We start from the raw sequence: 19605 nt of genomic DNA, 5'->3' as shown, positions 1-19605 counted from the left end.
GTCCCGGCATCCGGCGCAGGCGCGGGCGCGTTCCCATCCCCCGCCCCGTCCCCGGCCCCCACCACAGACCCCGTATCCGCCCCCGCCGCAGGCGCAGCCGCAGCCACCTCCCCACCCCCCGGCTCCCCCACGGCCCAAGCCACCGGCCCCGCGAACAACGCCAGCGCCGACGCCCCCGCCGCCACAGCGACACGTCCCCCACGTACGGACATCTACTGCCCCTCCTGATCCGTCACTCGTCCAGCGCGCGTCGTCGCGCCCTGGCCCACACAGCCCCGAAGAGCCCCCCGCCCAGCACCACCGCACCGACCGCCCCCCACAGCACCGCCCCCACTCCCCCGGCCCCGGTCTCCGCGAGCCCGCCGCCGGACGGCGTGGGCACAGGAGTCGGCGAGGAGGAAGGCGTGGCTCCGGACGAAGGTGTCGGAGTCGGGGACGGCGTCGTCCCGCTCCCCTTGACGATCCTGAACACCGCCTCGGCCTTGTCGTTGGCCGAGACGGGGTCATGCCGGCTGGGCGTGTACAGCTCACCCAGCACCCGGTACGTCGTCCCCGCCGCCTTCGCGGGGAACTTCCAGGTGAAGGCGTACGTCAGCGTCTGCCCCGGAGCCATGTCCCCGATGAAGTCGCAGACGATCACCCCGGGATCGACCCAGCAGGGCGGGTACGGCGGCATCTGGGCCGGCCAGTAGTCGAACCCCGGGTAGAACTTCACGGTCCCGCTCCGGGAGTACCCGGGCCCGTGGTTGGTCACGGTGAACACGGTCCGGACGGCCGTCCCGGCGGCCACCGGCCCGGCCGGCTCCATCCGCCACTCCACCCCGACATCGGCCTTCACCATGACCGTGACCGTCGAGTCGGTCCTGTTGTTCGCGGGGTTGGTGTCGACGCTGTCCCCGATGTCGGCGACGGAGGTGAACGTCAGGTCCGTCATCGGCGGCAGATCGTCATCGGCCTTGACCTCGATCTTCGCCATGACCTGCTTCGTGTTCCCGTCGTCCGCGAGACAGGTCAGCGTCCGCTCCCCGGCGGGCTCGCACGTCGCGTTGGTCTGGCCGGACAGGTTCCCGACGTACTTCACCCCTTCGGGCAGCACGAACTTCAGCGCGAGCGTCGGCGTCGTCTCGTAGATGTTCTCCGCGATCGCCCAGATCCCGAACGACTCCCCGGCCCGGACGGTCCCGAGATCGGGCCACATCCGGGTCGTCGCGTCGATCCCGGCACGCGCTTTGGCACCGCCCTTCGGCACGGAGGCGGAGGGAGAAGGCGAAGGGGACTCGGACGACGGTCCCGACGGCGCCGACGAGGGCGACCCGGACACCGGGGCGGACGGCGCCGGCGAGAGCGAGGGCGAGGGGGAACCCGACGGCTCAGCCCACGCCACCGGCCCCACGACCAGGGACAACGCGGCCACCCCGGCGGCCACCGCGACCCCCCGGCCTCTCCACCCGGCGCTCACCGCAACCGCCTCCGCGCCCGCACGAGAACGAACATCCCGCCCCCGAGGACGATCAGCCCCACGGCCGTACCCAGCACCTCGGTCCCGACCCCGGCACCGGTGGCCGCGAGGTTCCCGCCACCGCCGTTCACGGACGGCACGGGGGCGGGAGCGGAGGCCGAGGCGGAGTCGGAGACGGTGGGCGTCGGAGTCGGCGTCGCGGTCGACGTAGGCGTAGGCGTCGGCGTCGGCCCGGTGCCGCCGGACCCCTTGACGACCTTGAGGACCAGCACGTCCTTGTCGTTGCCGGGAACCGGGTCGTCGCGGTCACTGAAGAGGGTCCCGGCCGACGCCCGCAGCGTCATCCCGGCGGTGAACTCCTTCGGGACGCGCCACTTCATGACGTACGTGCGGCTCTCCCCCGGGGCGAACGCCTCCCACTCGCAGACCCACTGGTTGCTCTCGGCCCAGCACGGATCGCCGGGGTACTCGTAGGGCCAGACGCCGTTGGTGAGGGTCCTCATCAGGACACCCCCGGGCCCCCGCGAGGTCCGGTCGGAGTGGTTGGTGACGACCAGCTTCGTCGTGACCGACTCCCCCGGCTTCACGGACGTCTTCGGCGTGTACCACTTCACGCCGAAGTCGGCGCCGGTACGCACCTGGAGGACCGTCGAGGCCGTGTTGTCCGCCGGGGTCGCGTCCGGCTCGTCACCGGTGCTCGCGGTGGCGGTGAGCGGGAGGTCGGTGCCCGGCTTCAGGGATTCGTCGACGATCATCTGCAACCGGTACGACAGCTCCCGCGCCGGCGTGTACTGCGACGTACAGGTCACGGTCCGCTTGTCCGCGGAGCTCGCGCACTCCTTGGTCTCGTTCGGGTCCAGCATGGTGGAGACGTACTGCATCCCGGCCGGCACCTTGACGACCGCCGTCAGCTTCTCCGGCGCCCCGCCGACGATCGCCGCCTTCACCGTGAGGAAGACCCGGCTCCCCGGAGCGACGTCCCCCGGCGGGAAACCGATCGCCATCCGCACGTCCACGGGCGCGACGGCGGCCCGCGCGGGCGGCGACACGGACGGCGAGGGCGACGCCGTCTGCGCACCGGCCGCCGTCACCCCCGCGGCCCCCACCAGCAACGCCACGGCCGCCACCGCGCACCCTCTCACCACTCCCGACCCGCCACGCATAACGCGCCCCCTCATCTCCCATAAGGCCCGAAGGTGACCCGTTGGACAGCCGACACACAGGAAGGGTTGTACGCCGGAAACCCCGGGGTGCCGGACCGGGGTGGCGGACCGGAGTGACGGACCGGAGTGACGGACCCCACCAACCGCCGCGTTCAAACTCCGTTAACAATGGACTGTGATCTCTCCGGTCTCCCCGATCCCCCGGAGCGCCCACCGGCACAGGCCGGAGGCGACTCCCTACGTCGACCTCACCCGCGCCGAGTGGAGCGCCCTGCGCGACAAGACCCCCCTCCCCCTGACGGCGGAGGAGGTCGAGAAGCTGCGCGGTCTCGGCGACGTCATCGACCTGGACGAGGTGCGGGACGTCTACCTCCCGCTCTCCCGCCTGCTCAACCTCTACGTCGGCGCCACGGACGGCCTGCGCGGCGCCCTCAACACGTTCCTCGGCGAACGGGGCTCACAGTCCGGGACGCCGTTCGTCATAGGGGTCGCCGGTTCGGTCGCCGTCGGCAAGTCCACGGTCGCCCGGCTCCTCCAGGCCCTCCTGTCCCGCTGGCCGGAGCACCCCCGGGTGGAGCTGGTGACGACGGACGGCTTCCTGCTGCCGACCCGCGAGCTGGAGGCCCGGGGCCTGATGTCCCGCAAGGGCTTCCCCGAGTCGTACGACCGCCGCGCGCTGACCCGTTTCGTCGCGGACATCAAGGCGGGCAAGGACGAGGTGACGGCCCCCGTCTACTCCCACCTCATCTACGACATCGTCCCCGGTGAGAAGCTCAGCGTCCGCCGCCCCGACATCCTCATCGTCGAGGGCCTCAACGTCCTCCAGCCGGCCCTGCCCGGCACGGACGGCCGTACACGGGTCGGTCTCGCGGACTACTTCGACTTCAGTGTGTACGTCGACGCCGGCGCGGACGACATCGAGCGCTGGTACCTGAACCGGTTCCGCAAGCTCCGGGCGACGGCCTTCCAGGACCCGGACTCCTACTTCCGCAAGTACACGCAGGTGTCGGAGTCCGAGGCCCTCGACTACGCCCGCACCCTGTGGCGCACGATCAACAAGCCGAACCTCCTGGAGAACATCGCCCCCACCCGGGGCCGTGCGACCCTGATCGTCCGCAAGGGCCCCGACCACAAGGTCCAACGCCTCCATCTGCGCAAACTCTGAAAGCCCCGCATGCTGCACCTGCGCCTGATCACCCCGCCGGACACGACCGAGGACGCCGTCCGCCTCATCGAGAAGACGGTCGGCACGACCCACCTCGTCGTCCTCCCCGGCGCCGCCCGCAACCCCTCCGGCGACGTCGTCATGTGCGACGTCGCCCGCGAGGCCGGCGACGAACTCCTCACGGCGCTCCAGGCGCTCGGCCTGGACCGCACGGGCTCGATCGCGGTGGAGAACATCGACCTGTCCCTGTCCCTGCGCGCGGACAAGGCGGAAGCCGAAGCCCCCGGCGAGGGCGCGGACGCGGTCCTGTGGGAACACCTCACCGACGCGACCCACGAGGAGTCGACCCTCTCCCTGACCTACGTCGCCTTCCTCACGCTGGCGACGATGATCGCGGCCTGCGGGGTCGTCCTCGACAACGCGATCCTGATCGTGGGCGCGATGGCGGTGGGCCCGGAGTTCGGCCCGCTGGCCGCCCTCTCCACCTCGATCGTCCGCAAGGTCCCCCGCCTGGCCCTCCGGGCCCTGACCGCACTCCTCGTCGGCTTCGCCGTGGCCATGATCCTGACGGTCGCCTTCAGCTGGCTCATGAACGCGGCCGGCCTCTTCCACCGGTCCGACCTCGAAGGCACCCGCCCCAACACGGCCTTCGTCTACGCTCCGGACGCCTTCTCCTTCGTGGTCGCCCTCCTCGCAGGAGCCGCCGGCACCCTCTCCCTCACCTCGGCGAAATCCGGCGCCCTGGTCGGCGTAGCCATCTCGGTCACCACAGTCCCCGCAGCCGCGAACGCCGCAGTAGCCCTCATCTACGGCGACCTCAGCCAAACCTGGGGCTCCACCCTCCAACTCCTCCTCAACCTCCTGGGCATCGTCCTGGCCGGCGTCGCAACACTGCTGGCACAGAAGTGGCTGTGGAGAAGACAAAGGGTGAGCACAGGAAAGTAGTCCCCTGCGGGCACGCCGTGGCCGTTCGCGCAGTTCCCCGCGCCCCTGAAAAACTTGGTACTGCCCGGTGGTTAAGTGCGGACGCAACAACCCACATCCAAAAGCCGCGCAGCACCCCATCTCCTCAGGGACGCGGGACCGCACTCGATATGCAGCTACCACCGCGCAGGCGCGACAACCCGCAGCCGAAAACCGCGCAGCACCCCGTCCTTCAGGGACGCGGGACCGTACTCGATATGCGGCGGCTACCACCGCGCGAGCGCGACAACCCGCAGCCGAAAGCCACACAGCACCCAGTCCTTCAGGGGCGCGGGGAACTGCGCGACAAGCCACGACGTGCCCGCGGCCCGAACACGGCAGACCCCCCCCACCCCGAACCGCCCGGCGCTTAGCCCAGCGCGGACTTCACGGCGTCGGCCAACCGCGACGCCACAGACTGGGCCTGCCCCTGATCCGCTGCCTCGACCATCACCCGGACCAGCGGTTCCGTGCCGGAGGGGCGGAGGAGGACCCTCCCCGTGGCCCCCAGTTCGCGTTCCGCCTCGGTGACGGCGGCGGCCAGCTCCGCGGAGGTGGAGACCCGGGACCGGTCGACGTCGGGCACGTTGATCAGGACCTGCGGCAGACGCTGCATGACACCCGCGAGGTCCCGCAGGGACTTGCCGCTGGAGACGACGCGAGCGGCGAGCATGAGCCCGGTGAGCGTCCCGTCCCCGGTCGTCGCGTGGTCGAGGATGATGACGTGCCCGGACTGCTCCCCCCCGAGCGCGTACCCGTGCTCCTTCATGGACTCCAGCACGTACCGGTCCCCCACGGCGGTCTGCACGAGGGACAGCCCCTCCCGCTCCAGCGCCAGCTTGAAGCCCAGGTTGGACATGACGGTCGCGACAACGGTGTCGGCCCGCAGCACGCCCCGCTCCCGCATGTCCAGCGCGAGGACGGCGAGAATCTGGTCCCCGTCGATCTCCTCCCCGGTGTGATCGACGGCCAGGCACCGGTCCGCGTCCCCGTCGTGCGCGATCCCGAAATCGGCCCCGTGCGCGAGCACCGCCGCCTTGATCTTGGACAGGTGCGTCGACCCGTACCCGTCGTTGATGTTGAGCCCATCCGGCTCGGCACCGATGGTCACGACCTCGGCCCCGGCCCGCGAGAACGCCTCCGGCGACACCCGCGCAGCGGCCCCGTGCGCCTCGTCCAGCACGATCTTCAGCCCGTCGAGCCGGTTGGGCAGCACGCCGATCAGATGGGCGACGTACCGGTCGAACCCCTCGTCGTACGACCGCACCCGCCCGACCCCGTCACCGGTGGGCCGCTCCCAGGGCTCCCCGTGCCGGTGGGACTCGTACACCGCCTCGATCCGGTCCTCAAGATCGTCCGCGAGCTTGTGGCCGCCGCGGGCGAAGAACTTGACCCCGTTGTCGGGCATGGCGTTGTGGCTGGCGGAGAGCATGACCCCGAGGTCGGCGCCGAGAACGCCCGTGAGGTAGGCCACGGCGGGCGTCGGCAGGACGCCCACCTTCAGCACGTCGACCCCGGCACTCGCGAGCCCCGCGACGACCGCGGCCTCAAGGAACTCCCCGGACGCCCGCGGGTCCCGCCCGACGACGGCGGTGGGCCGATGCCCCTCGAACGTACCCGCCTCGGCGAGCACATGAGCGGCCGCGACCGACAGACCGAGCGCCATCTCGGCCGTCAGATCCGCGTTGGCCACCCCACGCACGCCGTCGGTGCCGAAGAGTCGTCCCACTTGTCCTCCTGAGGAAGCGTCACTTACGGAGATCATCCGATCACATGAGCCTATGAGCGTCTTGTGCCGTTATACGCCCAAGGCAGCGATAAACGAATGCCCCGACAGCACGGGCGTGCCGCCGGGGCATTCGGACAAGCGCGAAGGGTAGGCAGCGAAGCTGCCACCCTCCAGGGGCGCGGGACTGTATTCGATCTGCGGCTTCCGCCGCGCGAGCGCGACCAGCCACAACGGACCGGCAGACGAATTCGGCGCCCCCAGCGGAGCTTTAGCGCTTGCTGTACTGCGGGGCCTTGCGGGCCTTCTTGAGACCGGCCTTCTTGCGCTCGACGGCGCGGTCGTCGCGGCGGAGGAAGCCCGCCTTCTTGAGCGCACCGCGGTTGTTGTCGACGTCGGCCTCGTTCAGCGCACGGGCGACACCGAGACGCAGCGCACCGGCCTGGCCGGAGACACCGCCACCGGCGATACGGGCGATGACGTCGTAACGGCCTTCGAGCTCAAGGACCTTGAAGGGCTCGTTGACTTCCTGCTGGTGCACCTTGTTGGGGAAGTAGTCCTCAAGGGTGCGACCGTTGATCTTCCACTTGCCGGTGCCCGGGACGATCCGGACACGGGCGATGGCGTTCTTGCGACGGCCCAGACCGGCGGCCGGCTGGGGGTCGCCGAAGCGGCCGGCGAGGGACTCGGAGGTGTACTCACCCTCCAGCGGAACCTCGGACTCGGTGGTGTAGCTCTCGATGTCGACGTTCTCGATGTCGACGTCGTTGTCGTCGAGCGGCTGCTCGGCAGTGGTCTCAGCCACGGTGTTTCCTCAGATTCTCTTGAACGTGAAAGGTCAGGCGGCCGGGATTACTGCGCGACCTGGGTGATCTCGAACGGCTGCGGCTGCTGCGCGCCGTGCGGGTGCTGGTCACCCTTGTAGACCTTCAGCTTCGAGAGCATCTGACGGCCCAGCGTGTTCTTCGGGAGCATCCCCTTGACGGCCTTCTCGATGGCCTTCTCCGGGTTCTTGTCCAGCAGCTCGTCGTAGCGGACGGAGCGCAGACCACCCGGGTAACCGCTGTGGCGGTACGCCATCTTCTGGGTCCGCTTGTTGCCGGAGAGGTGCACCTTGTCGGCGTTGATGATGATGACGAAGTCACCGGTGTCGACGTGGGGCGCGTAGATCGGCTTGTGCTTGCCGCGCAGGATGGAGGCGGCGGTGCTGGCGAGACGGCCCAGGACAACGTCCTGAGCGTCGATGACGTGCCACTGGCGAGTCACATCGCCGGGCTTGGGGCTGTACGTACGCACTTCTCAGCCTTCTTCTTCAGAGATGGGTGCTGACACATGGCATCACTGAAGCGATCGTGCAGCTGGGGACGGCAAATATGCCGGGACCGAGGCCCGTATGCCGCCCACTGGTAACTGCTCCAGGGAACCTAGGTAAGGGCCTCCCACATAGACACCAGGAAGCCGATACACAACGACTAGGCAGAGTACCCGCCGCCCCACGGACGGGTCAAAACGATCCTCCCCGGGCGACCGGCGACGGCCCGCTGGGAACTGCCTCACACCCAAACACGACATCTGCGGGCGAGCGGGTTTCAAAGCTTGCCGAGGCCGCCCCACCGGTGTGTCGCCCCGTCTAGGATGCGGCGCATGAGCTATGGGCAAGGGGGACCCCAGTCCCAGTGGGACCCGTGGAAACCGAACTCCCAGCAGCCGTGGAACGGCGAGAGCGGCATCGGCGGCGGCAGCGGCACCGGCCCCGACTGGGCCGCGCTCGCGGAGGCGTCGGAGAGCCGTAACAAGCGCAAGCGGATCTTCCTGATCGGCGGCGGCGCGGCGGCGACGCTGGCCGTGGGCACGGCCGTGGCGATGGCCGTGGTCTCGGCGAACGGCGGGAGCACGGCGGCGAACAAGCCGACCTCCTCGCTGCCCGCGGGCGCGCTGCCGAGCGCCTCCAGCGCCCCCTCCTTCGCGCCGACGACGGCCCCGCCGCCGCTGAACCCGAAGGAGTTCATCTCGGACAAGGCGAAGGACACGGCGCCCAACGGCCCGCACCTCCTCTTCCCGGGCACCCAGGTCACCCTCGACGGCAGCCTGTACCGCAAGGGCCCGTCCTCGGACGCGACCGCCTGCGACACCGCCTCCCAGGGCACCCTGCCGAAGGTCCTCAAGGACAACGGCTGCACCCGTCTGATGCGTGTGACGTACGTCAAGGACGGCATCGCGACGACGGTCGGCGTGGCCGTCTTCGACACCGAGGCGCAGGCGCTGAAGGCGAAGAAGGACGCGGACGACAAGAGCTTCGTGAAGCCGCTGACCGGCAACGGCATCAATTCCTTCTGCAACGGCGCGATCTGCCGTTCGACGACCAACTCCTACGGCCGGTACGCCTACTTCACGGTCTCGGGCTTCACCGACGGCAAGAACGTCACGAAGACCGACACGGCCGTCTTCACGGCGGGCGACGCCCTCGCGGAGTTCGCGTTCCAGCAGATCAACCGCCGTGGCGAGACCCAGGCGTCGGCGGCGGCCGAAGCATCGTAAATCCTCATTCCGAGCCGCCGTGGCCAACTCCCTTGGCCACGGCGGCTTTCGCGTTTCCGTTCACAGAATCGTGCTCATGAAATTTTCACATGTGAAATACCTGTGCGAGTATCGTGCGGCTGTCTGGCCGAATCCCGTGGGGGGAAGCGGCTGAAAACAACCGCTTGTCTCACGGGAAGCCTGAGTACCTGTCATGACATCGACTCTGGTCGAGGGCGACCCGTCGTTCTCCCGCCACGGCGCGAAGCTCGCGAGGCGGACGGCCGACTGGAAGCCGGGCGTCCTGCCGTTCCTGATCCCGTTCGTGTTGCTGGCCGTCTTCGGCCTGTGGAGCTACCAGACCAGCCACTCGGTGATGAGCTGGATACTCACCGTCGTCTGGTCGCTGCCCGTCGCCGGTGTCCTCGTCGGCGTCCAGGGCGCCCTGCTGATCCGCCGCCGGGTCCGCCTCAGCGATCGGATGACCCCGCCGGCCCCGGCCGACCAGGACTTCCTGATCGCCCTGTGCCCGACGATCGGCCGCCACGACACCTACCCGGCGCTGGAGCGCTCGGTCCTGTCGTACGTCGAGCACCTCCCCGACTGGTTCCCCTACCTGCGCGTCGACATCCTCACCGAGGAGGGCTGCGAGGCCGCCGAGAGGATCGACCGGCTCGCCGCCTCCCACCCCCTGATCCGGGTGATCACCGTCCCGAAGGACTACGTCCCGGCGAACGGCACCCGCTTCAAGGCCCGCGCCAACCACTACGCCCACGAGCTGCGCATCGCCGAGGGCGAGGCCCTGGACTACGTCTGGGTCCTGCACATGGACGACGACACCGGTGTCGGCCCCGACACCGCGACCGCCCTCGCCCAGTTCGTCAACCGCCAGCGCCGCGCCCACCCCGACGAGGCGAAGCACATGGCGCAGGGCATCCTGACCTACCCGCGCGAGAACGCCGTGTCGCTCTTCACCTGGCTCGCCGACGCCGTCCGCCCCGCCGACGACATCGCCCGGTTCCGGGCGCTGACCGGGATGGGGACCCCGGCCGCCGGGGTGCACGGCGAGCTGCTGGTGCTGCGGGCCTCGATCGAGGCGGAGATCGGCTGGGACTTCGGGCCCAAGGAGATCGTCGAGGACGCCCGGCTCGCGCTGACCTTCTGCCGCCGCTACCCCGGCCGCAGCGACTGGTTCAACGGCCGCTGCTACGGAGCCTCCCCGGCGAACGCCAAGGACTTCGTGAAGCAGCGCGAGCGCTGGGCCTGGGGTCTGGTCGCGCTCTGCGTCAACCGGAAGGTGCCGCTGCGCTACCGCTGGTTCCTGTCGGTGTGCGTGGCGACCTGGATTCTCGGCCCGCTCCAGCACATCGGCGCGGTCCTGCTGATCGGCTGGCTGGTCAACGACATGAACACCTCGCCGGTGACCCAGTCGGTCGTCCTGCTGTGGGCCCTGAACTTCGCCTACGTGATCTGGACCTACTGGGAGGGGCTGCGGCTGAACGCGCTGGCCTCGCTCAGCGGGCGGCGCAAGTGGTGGGAGCCGATCGCCGTGGTCGCCCTGATCCCCGTGTTCTCGGTGCTGGAGGGGCTCGGTGGCCTGCGCGGCTTCATCAAGTTCGCCAGGCGCGAGGAGAACAAGTTCGTCGTGATCGCCAAACCTGCCTGACGACCCCCGGGAACCGAACATCATGCGCTCACGCCTGCCCCTGCTCGCCATCTTCCCGGTGACGGTCCTCAGCGTCGTCCTGGGCACCCCGTTCCTCCTCGGCGACCACCCGGTCCGCTGGGAGGGCGGTTCGGCCCTGCCGAAGCTGGTCCTGGACACGTCGTCGGACAGCTCGCCCTCCCCGGCGTCCCCCAAGGCCGCCGCCCCCGCGCCCACCACCCTCCGGGTCACCGAGCCCTGGAAGCCCGGCATGCCTCAGTGGGGCGTGCAGATCTACTGGGAGGAGGAACCGCAGAAACGTTCCTCCGACTTCATCGAGAAACAGGCCGAGAAGCAGGCGAAATACCTGGTCGGCCTGGGCGCGAACTCGGTCTCGATCTCCTTCCCCTTCTTCACGAAGAGCCCCACCTCGAACACCCTGACCGCCGAGGCCAAGACCCCCTCCCCCGAACGCCTCCGCACGGTCCTGCACGTCTTCCAGAAGGCGGGCTTCCGTACGACGGTCCGCCCCGTCATGGACGAGCGGGCCCTGATCAGGACGGACGACTGGCGCGGCAACATCACCCCCGCCTCGAACTCCGCCTGGTTCACCTCGTACGGGAAGTTCCTCGCCCCCTACCTCGCGGTCGCCCAGGCGGAGAAGGCGAACACCTTCGTCGTCGCGACCGAGCTGAACTCCATGGAGGGCAAGCCGGGCTGGGAGAAGCTCGTCACGGCCGCCGAGAAGACGTACAAGGGCGAGATCTCGTACGACGCGAACTGGGACAACTACGTCTCCGGCCGCATCGACATGCCGGTGAGCCACCTCGGCGTGGACGCCTACTTCCCGGTCAAGGTCCCCGACACGGCGTCCGTGCGGACCCTCGTCGACGGCTGGAACACCTGGCTCGACCGCAAGTCCACCGGCCCCCTCCCGAAGATCACCGTCGCCGAGGCGGGCATCGGCGCGATGGACGGCGCCTACCACGCGCCCGGCGACTTCTACGCGCGTCGGGCGGTGAACCCGGAGGTCCAGGCGACCTGGTACACGGCCGTCTGCCAGGTCGTCCGGGAGCGCCGGATGAGCGGCGTCTACTGGTGGTCGATCCACTTCGACGACGACCCGAACACCCCGCCGGACGACAGGCACGCCTCCCGGCTGGACTTCGCGGGCCGCCCCCTCACCGAACGCGCGATCAAGACCTGTTTCTCCTCGGCCTACGCCGGCCCGGGAACCCCCGCCAACTGACCAGCGAGGCAGTCACCCCATGCGAGAAGCCATCATCCTCGTGGGCGGCAAGGGAACCCGCCTGCGCCCCCTCACGAACCACACCCCGAAACCCCTCCTCGGCGTCGCCGGCACCTCCTTCATCCGCCACCAGGTCGCCAAGCTGATGGACGCGGGCGTCGACCACCTGGTCTTCGCCACCTCCTACCTCGCCGCCCTCTTCCAGGACGAGTTCCGCGACTTCGCGGGCCTGGAGATCTCGTACGCCGTCGAGGAGGTCCCCCTCGGCACGGGCGGCGCGATCCGCAACGCGGGCAAGCTCCTGCGCGGCGGCCCCGACGACCCGGTGCTGATCCTGAACGGCGACATCCTGTCCGGCGTCGACCTCCGGGACGTCGTACGCCGCCACGAGGCGCGCGGCGCGGACGTGACGCTGCACCTCACCCGGGTCGCGGACCCCCGCGCGTTCGGGCTGGTCCCGACCGCCGAGGGCGGCCGGGTCCGCGCGTTCCTGGAGAAGCCGAAGACGGCCGCGGAGTGCGTGACGGACCAGATCAACGCCGGGTGCTACGTCTTCCGGCGGTCGGTGCTGGACGCGATCCCGGACGACCGTGAGGTCTCCGTCGAGCAGGAGACGTTCCCGGCCCTCGTCGCCGGGGGCGGCCTGGTGTACGGCCACACCACGGACGACTACTGGCGCGACCTCGGCACGCCGCTGGCCTTCGTCCACGGCTCCGCCGACCTCATCACCGGCACGGCGACCTCGCCGCTCGTCGGCCCCCCGGCCGAGGCGCTGGTCCACCCGACGGCGACGGTCCACGCGTCGGCCCAGGTCACCGGCGGTTCGACGGTCGGTCCGTACGCGGTGATCGGCGCCGGCAGCGTCGTCCACCGCTCGATCGTGGGCGAGCGGGTCACCGTCGAGCCCGGCGTGGGCATCCACGAGTCGGTCGTCGACCACGACTCCGTCATCGGCGCCGGGTCGACCCTCCGCGAGACCGTCGTGGGCTGCCACTCCCACATCGGCGCGCACAACGAACTTCCCCCGCAGCTCCGTCTGGCCTGCGGTATCCGCATCCCCGCCGGCGGCGTCCGCGTCACCGGCACCGCCACCGCCTGCCTCACGGCCCACCGAGTCACGGGAGAACAGTGACCCGCCACCGCTCGGCCCCTGACCGCCTGCGCAAGTACCGCCCCGACATCCAGGGCCTGCGCGCCGTCGCGATCCTCATGGTCGTCTCGATGCACTGCGGCATCCTCGACATCCACGGCGGCGTGGACGTCAGCTTCGTCCTCAGCGGCTTCCTCATCGGCAGCCAGCTCCTCGCGGAGATCGACCGGACGGGGAGGGTGTCGCTGACGAAGTTCTGGGCGCGGCGCTTCCGCAGGCTGGCGCCGGGGGCCGCGTTCGTGATCGTCGCCGTGGGCGTGCTGTCGTGGCTGTACGCGAGCCCCTTCAAGTTCCGCGCGTACATGGACGACGGCCTCGCCGCGTCCGTCTCCCTCATCAACTGGCGGCTCGCCGAGAACGGCACCGACTACTTCGCGAACGACGGCTCCCAGTCGCCGTACCAGCACTTCTGGTCGCTCGGCATCGAGGAGCAGTTCTATCTGGTGGCCCCGCTGCTGCTGGTGACCGCGGCCTGGCTGAGCCGGCTCGTCCTGCGCAACCGGGTCCTGGTCGGCGTGTTCCTCCTCGCGGTGGTCGGCGGCTCGTTCTGGCTCGGCTACACCACGACGACGCCGAACCAGCCCCTCGCCTACTTCGGCACCCACACCCGGATCTGGGAGCTGGCCCTCGGCGTCCTGGTCGCCCTGTGGGCACCCTTCCTCTCCCGCACCCCCCGGGGCCTCGCGGCGGCCGTCTCCTGGCTCGGCCTCGGCACGGTCGTCGTCACCGGCCTGCTCATCACCGAGCACACCCCGCTGCCGGGCTACGCGGTCGCGGGCCCCGTCCTCGGCGCGGCCCTGATCATCGCGGGCGGCTGCGCGAACCCGGCCCTCGGCGCCGAGAAGCTCCTCGACAACCCGGTCCTCGACTTCATCGGCAAGGTCAGCTACGGCTGGTATCTGTGGCACTGGCCGCTGCTGATCCTGTGGCCGCACATCATCGGCTGGGAGTTCACCACCTCCGACCGCTACCGGGTCGCCGTCCTGTCCTTCCTCCTCGCCGTCGCCACCCACTACGCCGTCGAGAAGAAGTTCCGCGACAACGTCAACCTCGTCGTCCGGCCCTGGCGGGGCGTCCTCACCGGCAGCGCCTTCACCGCCTCCACCGCCGGCGTGATGGCCCTCGCCCTGCACGTGGTCCCGCTCAACCTGGCCACCGCGACGACCGCGAACACCCCCGCGACCGGCTATCAGGGCCCCGCCTCCGTCGCCCAGGCCGTCGCCGCCAGGAACGCCCCGAAGGTCAGCGAGAGCGTCCTGCTCGACGCCCCCGACGACCAGACCCGGCACGGCTGCATCGACAACCTCGACGTCACCGCGTTCGTCATGCGGGACGACTGCGCCATGGGCTCCCCCGACGGCGCGAAGACCATCGCCGTCCTCGGCGACTCCCACGCCTGGCAGTGGGGCAACGCCTTCGACCGGCTCGGCCGGAACCTCGACGCCAAGGTGATCACCCTCGCCAAGGGCGGCTGCTCCCCCGAGGCGTACGACATCACCCGTGACGACCTCGGCCGCGCCTACACCGAGTGCGCGAGCTGGCGAAAGTCCGCGCTGGCCCACCTCAAGGAGACGAGGCCGGACGTCATCGTCGTCGCCGACCGCGTCCAGCCCACCGCCACCCGCGCGGGCGCCGACCGGACCTTCGCCGCCCTCCGCGCCACCGGCGCCCGCCTCGTCTACCTCACCGACACCCCCTACCCCGGCTTCAGCGTCCCCGACTGCCTCGCCGAGAAGTCCGACGCCCTCGCCTCCTGCACCCCCAGCACCTCACAGGCCCTCGACCACCCCGCCCTGCGCGCCATGGAACGCGAGGCCGCCGAGGCCCACGGCGCCGAGGTCATCGACACGACTCCGGCGTTCTGCGCCGACGGCCACTGCCCCGCCGTCATCGGGGGCCGCGTCGTCTACTTCGACTACAGCCACATGACCGGCACCTACGCCGAGTCCCTCACCCCGTTCCTCGAACCGGCCTTCAGGAAGCTCCTCGCCGGCTGACGTGCACCACCCCCCGCACCCGGCGCGCCTGCACCTGCCGCTCCGCCAGCAACTCGTCCGCCGGGTACGCGACTTCCTCCAACGTCAGCCCGTTCGGCCGCACGACATGTACGGCGCTGTCACGCACCCCGGCGTCCAGCACCCGCCGAGGCCACCCCCCGTCCCGATGCCCGTCCCCCACGAACAGCAACGCCCCCACCATCGACCGCACCTGGTTGTGACAGAACGCGTCGGCCCGCACCTCGACCTCCACAACCCCGTCCTCCCGCCGCCGCACCCCGAAATCAAAGATCTCCCGCACGGTGGAAGCCCCCTCCCGCTTCTTGGCATAGGCGGCGAAGTCATGCTCCCCGACAAGCGACTTGGCGGCGGCATCCATCACGGCGACATCCAACGGCCAGTCGTGCCACAGCACATGACTCCGCAGCAACGGATCGACCCCACCGGCCTGATCCCCCACCCGATACACATACCGCCGCCACAACGCGGCGAACCGCGCATTGAACCCGGGCGCGGCCTCAGCGACCCCCCACACCCGCACATCCTTCGGCAGCCGCCCGGCGAGCCGCTTGAGCAACTTCTCCCGATGCTCCCCCCACACCGCCTCCGGCAGATCCACATGCGCGACCTGCCCCCGAGCATGCACCCCGGCATCGGTCCGCCCGGCGACGGTGAGGTCGTACGAGGTCTCCCCCGACCGCGTAACAGTCCTGAGCGCATCCTCGACCTCCCCCTGAACAGTCCGCTTCCCCCCGGCTTGCTTGGCCCACCCATGGAAATCGGTGCCGTCGTAGGAAAGGTCGAGCCGAACCCGTACGAATCCAGGCTGCACGTCATCACTCACGGAAAGTTCCTCTCAGCCAAACAAAAGCGGGCCTGCTCCTAATAGGAACAGGCCCACCTGACTTACCTAGGGGCGCGGGGAACTGCGCGAACAACCACGACGAAGCCGCAGCCGCCCGACAACAGTCCCCGGCAGACGCTTACGCGTCCTTCGACTCCTCGGCCGGCGCCTCAGCAACAACCTCGGTCTCCTCGACCTTGGTCGCAGCCGCCTCGTCGGCTTCCTTGACCGCACGCTTCGTCGCGGCCTCGGCCTCACCCGTCGCCTGCTGCGCGACCGTCAGCGCCTCGACCAGCTCGATGACAGCCATGGGCGCGTTGTCGCCACGACGGTTACCGATCTTGGTGATACGGGTGTAACCACCGGGACGGTTCTCGTAGCGCGGGCCGATCTCGGTGAAGAGCGTGTGCACGATGCTCTTGTCCGTGATGACCTGAAGCACCTGGCGACGGTTGTGAAGGTCACCCTTCTTCGCCTTGGTCACCAGCCGCTCGGCGTACGGCCGCAGCCGACGCGCCTTCGCCTCGGTCGTGGTGATCCGACCGTGCTCGAAAAGGCTCTTCGCGAGGTTCGCGAGCAGCAGCTTCTCGTGCGCGGCGGAACCACCGAGACGAGCACCCTTGGTGGGCTTGGGCATTTCATTCTCCTGAGGTGTCTGCCCCGGCCGTACGAGGTACCGGGGTCAGTATCTGAGCAGACGGTCGCCTGTCAGAGATCCGAGCGAAGCTCGGAGTCAGGGGCGCGGGGAACTGCGCGATCAAGCACAGCGCACCCGCACCCAAGTACGGACCAGAAGGCCCGAGCTCTTAGTACTGCTCGGTCTCCACGAACCCGGCATCCGCGTCGTCGTCCGCGCCGAACGCGTCCGCCGCGGCGGTCGGGTCGAACCCGGGAGGCGAGTCCTTCAGCGCAAGCCCCATACCCGCGAGCTTGGCCTTGACCTCGTCGATGGACTTCGCACCGAAGTTACGAATGTCCAGGAGGTCGGCCTCGGAGCGCGCAACCAGCTCACCCACAGAGTGGATGCCCTCACGCTTGAGGCAGTTGTACGACCGAACGGTGAGCTCAAGCTCCTCGATCGGCAGCGCCAGATCCGCGGCGAGAGCGGCGTCCGTGGGGGACGGCCCCATGTCGATGCCCTCGGCGTCGATGTTCAGCTCACGGGCGAGCCCGAACAGCTCGACCAGCGTCTTACCGGCGGAGGCCATCGCGTCACGCGGACGCATCGCCTGCTTCGTCTCGACGTCGACGATCAGCTTGTCGAAGTCGGTGCGCTGCTCGACACGAGTCGCCTCGACCTTGTACGTGACCTTGAGAACCGGCGAGTAGATCGAGTCGACCGGGATACGCCCGATCTCCTGACCGACCTGCTTGTTCTGGACGGCGGAGACGTAACCACGGCCACGCTCGACCGTCAGCTCCATCTCCAGCTTGCCCTTGCCGTTGAGCGTGGCGAGGACGAGGTCGGGGTTGTGCACCTCGACACCGGCCGGAGGCGCGATGTCGGCGGCGGTGACCAGACCCGGGCCCTGCTTGCGCAGGTACATCACGACCGGCTCGTCGTGCTCCGAGGAGACGACCAGCTGCTTGATGTTGAGGATCAGGTCGGTGACGTCCTCCTTGACGCCCGGCACGGTGGTGAACTCGTGCAGGACACCGTCGATCCGGATGCTGGTGACAGCGGCACCGGGGATCGAGGAGAGGAGCGTACGGCGGAGGGAGTTGCCGAGGGTGTAGCCGAAGCCCGGCTCCAGCGGCTCGATGACGAACCGGGAGCGGAACTCGTCGACGACCTCTTCGGTCAACGAGGGACGCTGAGCGATCAGCATGTGATGAGTCCTTCAGTCATGGGCGCCCACTATTTGACGCCCTTGCCCGGGGCGGAGCCCCATGTGTTGCTGTTACAAGGGTACGGGCGATACGACCCTTTTACAGAGCCGTACCGCCCGAAAACCTCAGACCAAGCAGCCTGCGTCAGACGCGGCGGCGCTTGGGCGGACGGCACCCGTTGTGCGGGGTGGGCGTGACGTCCTGGATGGAGCCGACCTCGAGGCCAGTGGCCTGGAGGGAACGGATCGCGGTCTCACGACCGGCGCCCGGGCCCTTGACGAAGACGTCGACCTTGCGCATGCCGTGCTCCTGCGCGCGACGGGCGGCCGACTCGGCGGCCATCTGCGCGGCGAACGGCGTGGACTTGCGGGAGCCCTTGAAGCCGACGTGCCCGGCGGAGGCCCACGAGATCACGTTGCCGGCCGGGTCCGTGATGGACACGATCGTGTTGTTGAACGTGCTCTTGATGTGCGCCTGGCCGTGCGCGACATTCTTCTTTTCCTTGCGGCGCACCTTCTTGGCAGCGCCCTGACGACCCTTGGGGGGCATCTACAAACTCCTACGGGGAGGTGGTCGGTCCTACAGCGAAGACCGCTGGTGAAGCGAAGTCCGCTGCGGACTACTTCTTGCCCGGCTTCTTCTTGCCGGCGATGGCGCGACGCGGGCCCTTGCGGGTGCGGGCGTTCGTGCTGGTGCGCTGACCGCGGACGGGCAGGCCACGGCGGTGGCGCAGACCCTGGTAGCAGCCGATCTCGACCTTGCGGCGGATGTCGGCCTGGACCTCGCGACGGAGGTCACCCTCGGTCTTGATGTTGGCGTCCACGTACTCGCGGATCGCGACGAGCTGCTCTTCGCTCAGGTCGCGGACGCGGGTGTCGGGGTTGATGCCGGTCGCAGCCAGCGTCTCTTGCGAGAGGGTCCGGCCGATGCCGAACACGTAGGTGAGGGCGACTTCCACGCGCTTGTCGCGCGGGATGTCAACACCGGAAACGCGTGCCATTAAATGGCTCCTGGTGATCGTCGGAGGTCTTCCACAGAGCCGGCTCCCGGCCCGCCGTATCAGGTACGGACCAGGTCCCCGGCCTCCGAGCCGGGGGTATCAGGCACACATCGGCACCTGGACTCTGCATATGAACAATTCAGCTCGCGTCGCGCGAAGATTCTGCGGATGCAGAGGGTGTGGATCGGGTTGCGATCAGCCCTGGCGCTGCTTGTGGCGCGGGTTCTCGCAAATGATCATGACCCGGCCGTGACGGCGGATCACCCTGCACTTGTCGCAGATCTTCTTGACGCTCGGCTTGACCTTCATGGGATTGAGGTTCTCCGGGTCAGTGCCACCACCCCGCCGAGGCGGGATGCGGGCAAGATCTACTTGTAGCGGTAGACGATCCGGCCACGCGTGAGGTCGTACGGAGAAAGCTCCACCACGACCCGGTCGTCAGGGAGGATACGGATGTAGTGCATCCGCATCTTTCCGCTGATGTGGGCCAGGACCTGGTGGCCGTTCTGGAGCTCGACCTTGAACATCGCGTTCGGAAGAGACTCGACGACAGTGCCCTCGATCTCGATGGCACCTTGCTTCTTGGCCACGCTTCGCCCTTCGAATCGACTACCTAGATCGACTCCCTTACTGCATCCAGACACACGAATGCACGAAAGCCGACGCGTCAGTCTACGTCACCCCACCCAGAAAGACGAATCGAGGAGGATGCCCCAAGAACGAGATCCTTAAGCCCCCCACCCCCCAAACAGCCGGACGACCGACGGGCGGCGGGCGGCGGGCGGACGGGCGGCGGGCGGCGGGCGGCGGGCGGCGGGCGGCGGGCGGCGGGCGGCGGGCGGCGGGCGGCGGGCGGGGGGGGGGGGGCGGCGGGCGGCGGGCGGCGGGCGGCGGGCG

General features: G+C 69.4%; 19 protein-coding genes. 7 read left to right on the top strand and 12 right to left on the bottom strand.

Annotated features, from left to right (window positions below):
• Positions 1-232: 232 nt before the first annotated feature.
• Positions 233-1249 carry a hypothetical protein gene (locus ABZX85_RS19010; RefSeq protein WP_355869415.1) on the bottom strand — a complete coding sequence of 339 codons (1017 nt, stop codon included), beginning with the start codon at positions 1247-1249 and terminating at the stop codon, positions 233-235.
• 206 nt (positions 1250-1455) lie between these two features.
• On the bottom strand, positions 1456-2577 hold the full coding sequence (locus tag ABZX85_RS19005; protein ID WP_355869412.1) for a hypothetical protein: 1122 nt from the start codon (positions 2575-2577) through the stop codon (positions 1456-1458).
• Between the two features lie 220 nt (positions 2578-2797).
• Between ABZX85_RS19005 and coaA the strand changes: the two genes are divergently transcribed.
• Positions 2798-3787 (top strand): type I pantothenate kinase, encoded by a 990-nt coding sequence (gene coaA, locus ABZX85_RS19000; protein WP_355869409.1) that lies wholly within the window; start codon positions 2798-2800, stop codon positions 3785-3787.
• A 9-nt stretch (positions 3788-3796) separates the two neighbouring features.
• On the top strand, positions 3797-4732 hold the full coding sequence (locus ABZX85_RS18995) for a DUF389 domain-containing protein (RefSeq protein ID WP_355869406.1): 936 nt from the start codon (positions 3797-3799) through the stop codon (positions 4730-4732).
• Positions 4733-5120: 388 nt separating this feature from the next.
• On the opposite strand, the gene glmM is transcribed toward ABZX85_RS18995, so the two are convergent.
• The 3 genes from glmM to rplM all read right to left on the bottom strand — a co-directional run bounded on the left by glmM (position 5121) and on the right by rplM (position 7772).
• Entirely contained in the window at positions 5121-6479 is a 1359-nt protein-coding gene (gene glmM / locus ABZX85_RS18990) for a phosphoglucosamine mutase (protein WP_355869403.1), read from the bottom strand.
• A gap of 268 nt (positions 6480-6747) precedes the next feature.
• Positions 6748-7281, bottom strand: coding sequence for a 30S ribosomal protein S9 (gene rpsI, locus ABZX85_RS18985; RefSeq protein WP_355869400.1), 534 nt, complete (start codon positions 7279-7281; stop codon positions 6748-6750).
• A 47-nt stretch (positions 7282-7328) separates the two neighbouring features.
• The gene (rplM, locus tag ABZX85_RS18980; RefSeq protein WP_055632362.1) at positions 7329-7772 is read right to left on the bottom strand and encodes a 50S ribosomal protein L13; all 444 of its coding nucleotides are present in this window, start codon (positions 7770-7772) and stop codon (positions 7329-7331) included.
• Positions 7773-8120: 348 nt separating this feature from the next.
• Here rplM and ABZX85_RS18975 point away from each other — a divergent pair, with 348 nt between their 5' ends.
• The 5 genes from ABZX85_RS18975 (at position 8121) to ABZX85_RS18955 (ending at position 15034) form a co-directional block, all read left to right on the top strand.
• Complete coding sequence (locus ABZX85_RS18975; RefSeq protein WP_355869397.1) at positions 8121-9014, top strand: hypothetical protein; 894 nt, start codon at positions 8121-8123, stop codon at positions 9012-9014.
• A 193-nt stretch (positions 9015-9207) separates the two neighbouring features.
• Positions 9208-10659 (top strand): glycosyltransferase family 2 protein, encoded by a 1452-nt coding sequence (locus ABZX85_RS18970; RefSeq protein ID WP_355869394.1) that lies wholly within the window; start codon positions 9208-9210, stop codon positions 10657-10659.
• Between the two features lie 22 nt (positions 10660-10681).
• On the top strand, positions 10682-11887 hold the full coding sequence (locus tag ABZX85_RS18965) for a hypothetical protein (RefSeq protein WP_355869391.1): 1206 nt from the start codon (positions 10682-10684) through the stop codon (positions 11885-11887).
• A gap of 19 nt (positions 11888-11906) precedes the next feature.
• A complete protein-coding gene (locus ABZX85_RS18960) occupies positions 11907-13019 on the top strand; it encodes an NDP-sugar synthase (protein ID WP_355869388.1) in 1113 nt (370 codons plus the stop codon).
• Positions 13016-15034 (top strand): acyltransferase family protein, encoded by a 2019-nt coding sequence (locus ABZX85_RS18955; protein ID WP_355869385.1) that lies wholly within the window; start codon positions 13016-13018, stop codon positions 15032-15034. Before ABZX85_RS18960 ends, ABZX85_RS18955 begins: the two co-directional genes overlap by 4 nt.
• On the opposite strand, the gene truA is transcribed toward ABZX85_RS18955, so the two are convergent.
• The 7 genes from truA to infA form a co-directional block, all read right to left on the bottom strand.
• Positions 15012-15878 (bottom strand): tRNA pseudouridine(38-40) synthase TruA, encoded by an 867-nt coding sequence (gene truA / locus ABZX85_RS18950; RefSeq protein ID WP_355869382.1) that lies wholly within the window; start codon positions 15876-15878, stop codon positions 15012-15014. The two genes, ABZX85_RS18955 and truA, sit on opposite strands and share 23 nt — an antisense overlap.
• Before the next feature lie 139 nt (positions 15879-16017).
• The gene (gene rplQ, locus ABZX85_RS18945) at positions 16018-16515 is read right to left on the bottom strand and encodes a 50S ribosomal protein L17 (protein WP_355869379.1); all 498 of its coding nucleotides are present in this window, start codon (positions 16513-16515) and stop codon (positions 16018-16020) included.
• 169 nt (positions 16516-16684) lie between these two features.
• Positions 16685-17707, bottom strand: a complete 1023-nt coding sequence (locus ABZX85_RS18940) for a DNA-directed RNA polymerase subunit alpha (RefSeq protein WP_003966937.1) — start codon at positions 17705-17707, stop codon at positions 16685-16687.
• 145 nt (positions 17708-17852) lie between these two features.
• The gene (gene rpsK, locus ABZX85_RS18935) at positions 17853-18257 is read right to left on the bottom strand and encodes a 30S ribosomal protein S11 (protein ID WP_010354218.1); all 405 of its coding nucleotides are present in this window, start codon (positions 18255-18257) and stop codon (positions 17853-17855) included.
• 70 nt (positions 18258-18327) lie between these two features.
• Positions 18328-18708 carry a 30S ribosomal protein S13 gene (gene rpsM / locus ABZX85_RS18930; protein WP_355869376.1) on the bottom strand — a complete coding sequence of 127 codons (381 nt, stop codon included), beginning with the start codon at positions 18706-18708 and terminating at the stop codon, positions 18328-18330.
• Positions 18709-18903: 195 nt separating this feature from the next.
• Complete coding sequence (rpmJ, locus tag ABZX85_RS18925; RefSeq protein ID WP_004984509.1) at positions 18904-19017, bottom strand: 50S ribosomal protein L36; 114 nt, start codon at positions 19015-19017, stop codon at positions 18904-18906.
• A 59-nt stretch (positions 19018-19076) separates the two neighbouring features.
• A complete protein-coding gene (gene infA, locus ABZX85_RS18920; protein ID WP_003948620.1) occupies positions 19077-19298 on the bottom strand; it encodes a translation initiation factor IF-1 in 222 nt (73 codons plus the stop codon).
• Between the last annotated feature and the right edge of the window lie 307 nt (positions 19299-19605).

It is taken from the genome of Streptomyces sp. NPDC004539 (assembly GCF_040610055.1).
Taxonomy (GTDB): Bacteria; Actinomycetota; Actinomycetes; order Streptomycetales; family Streptomycetaceae; genus Streptomyces.
The sequence above is the reverse complement of the archived record's forward strand: the minus strand, read 5'-3'. Positions and strand labels throughout refer to the sequence as shown.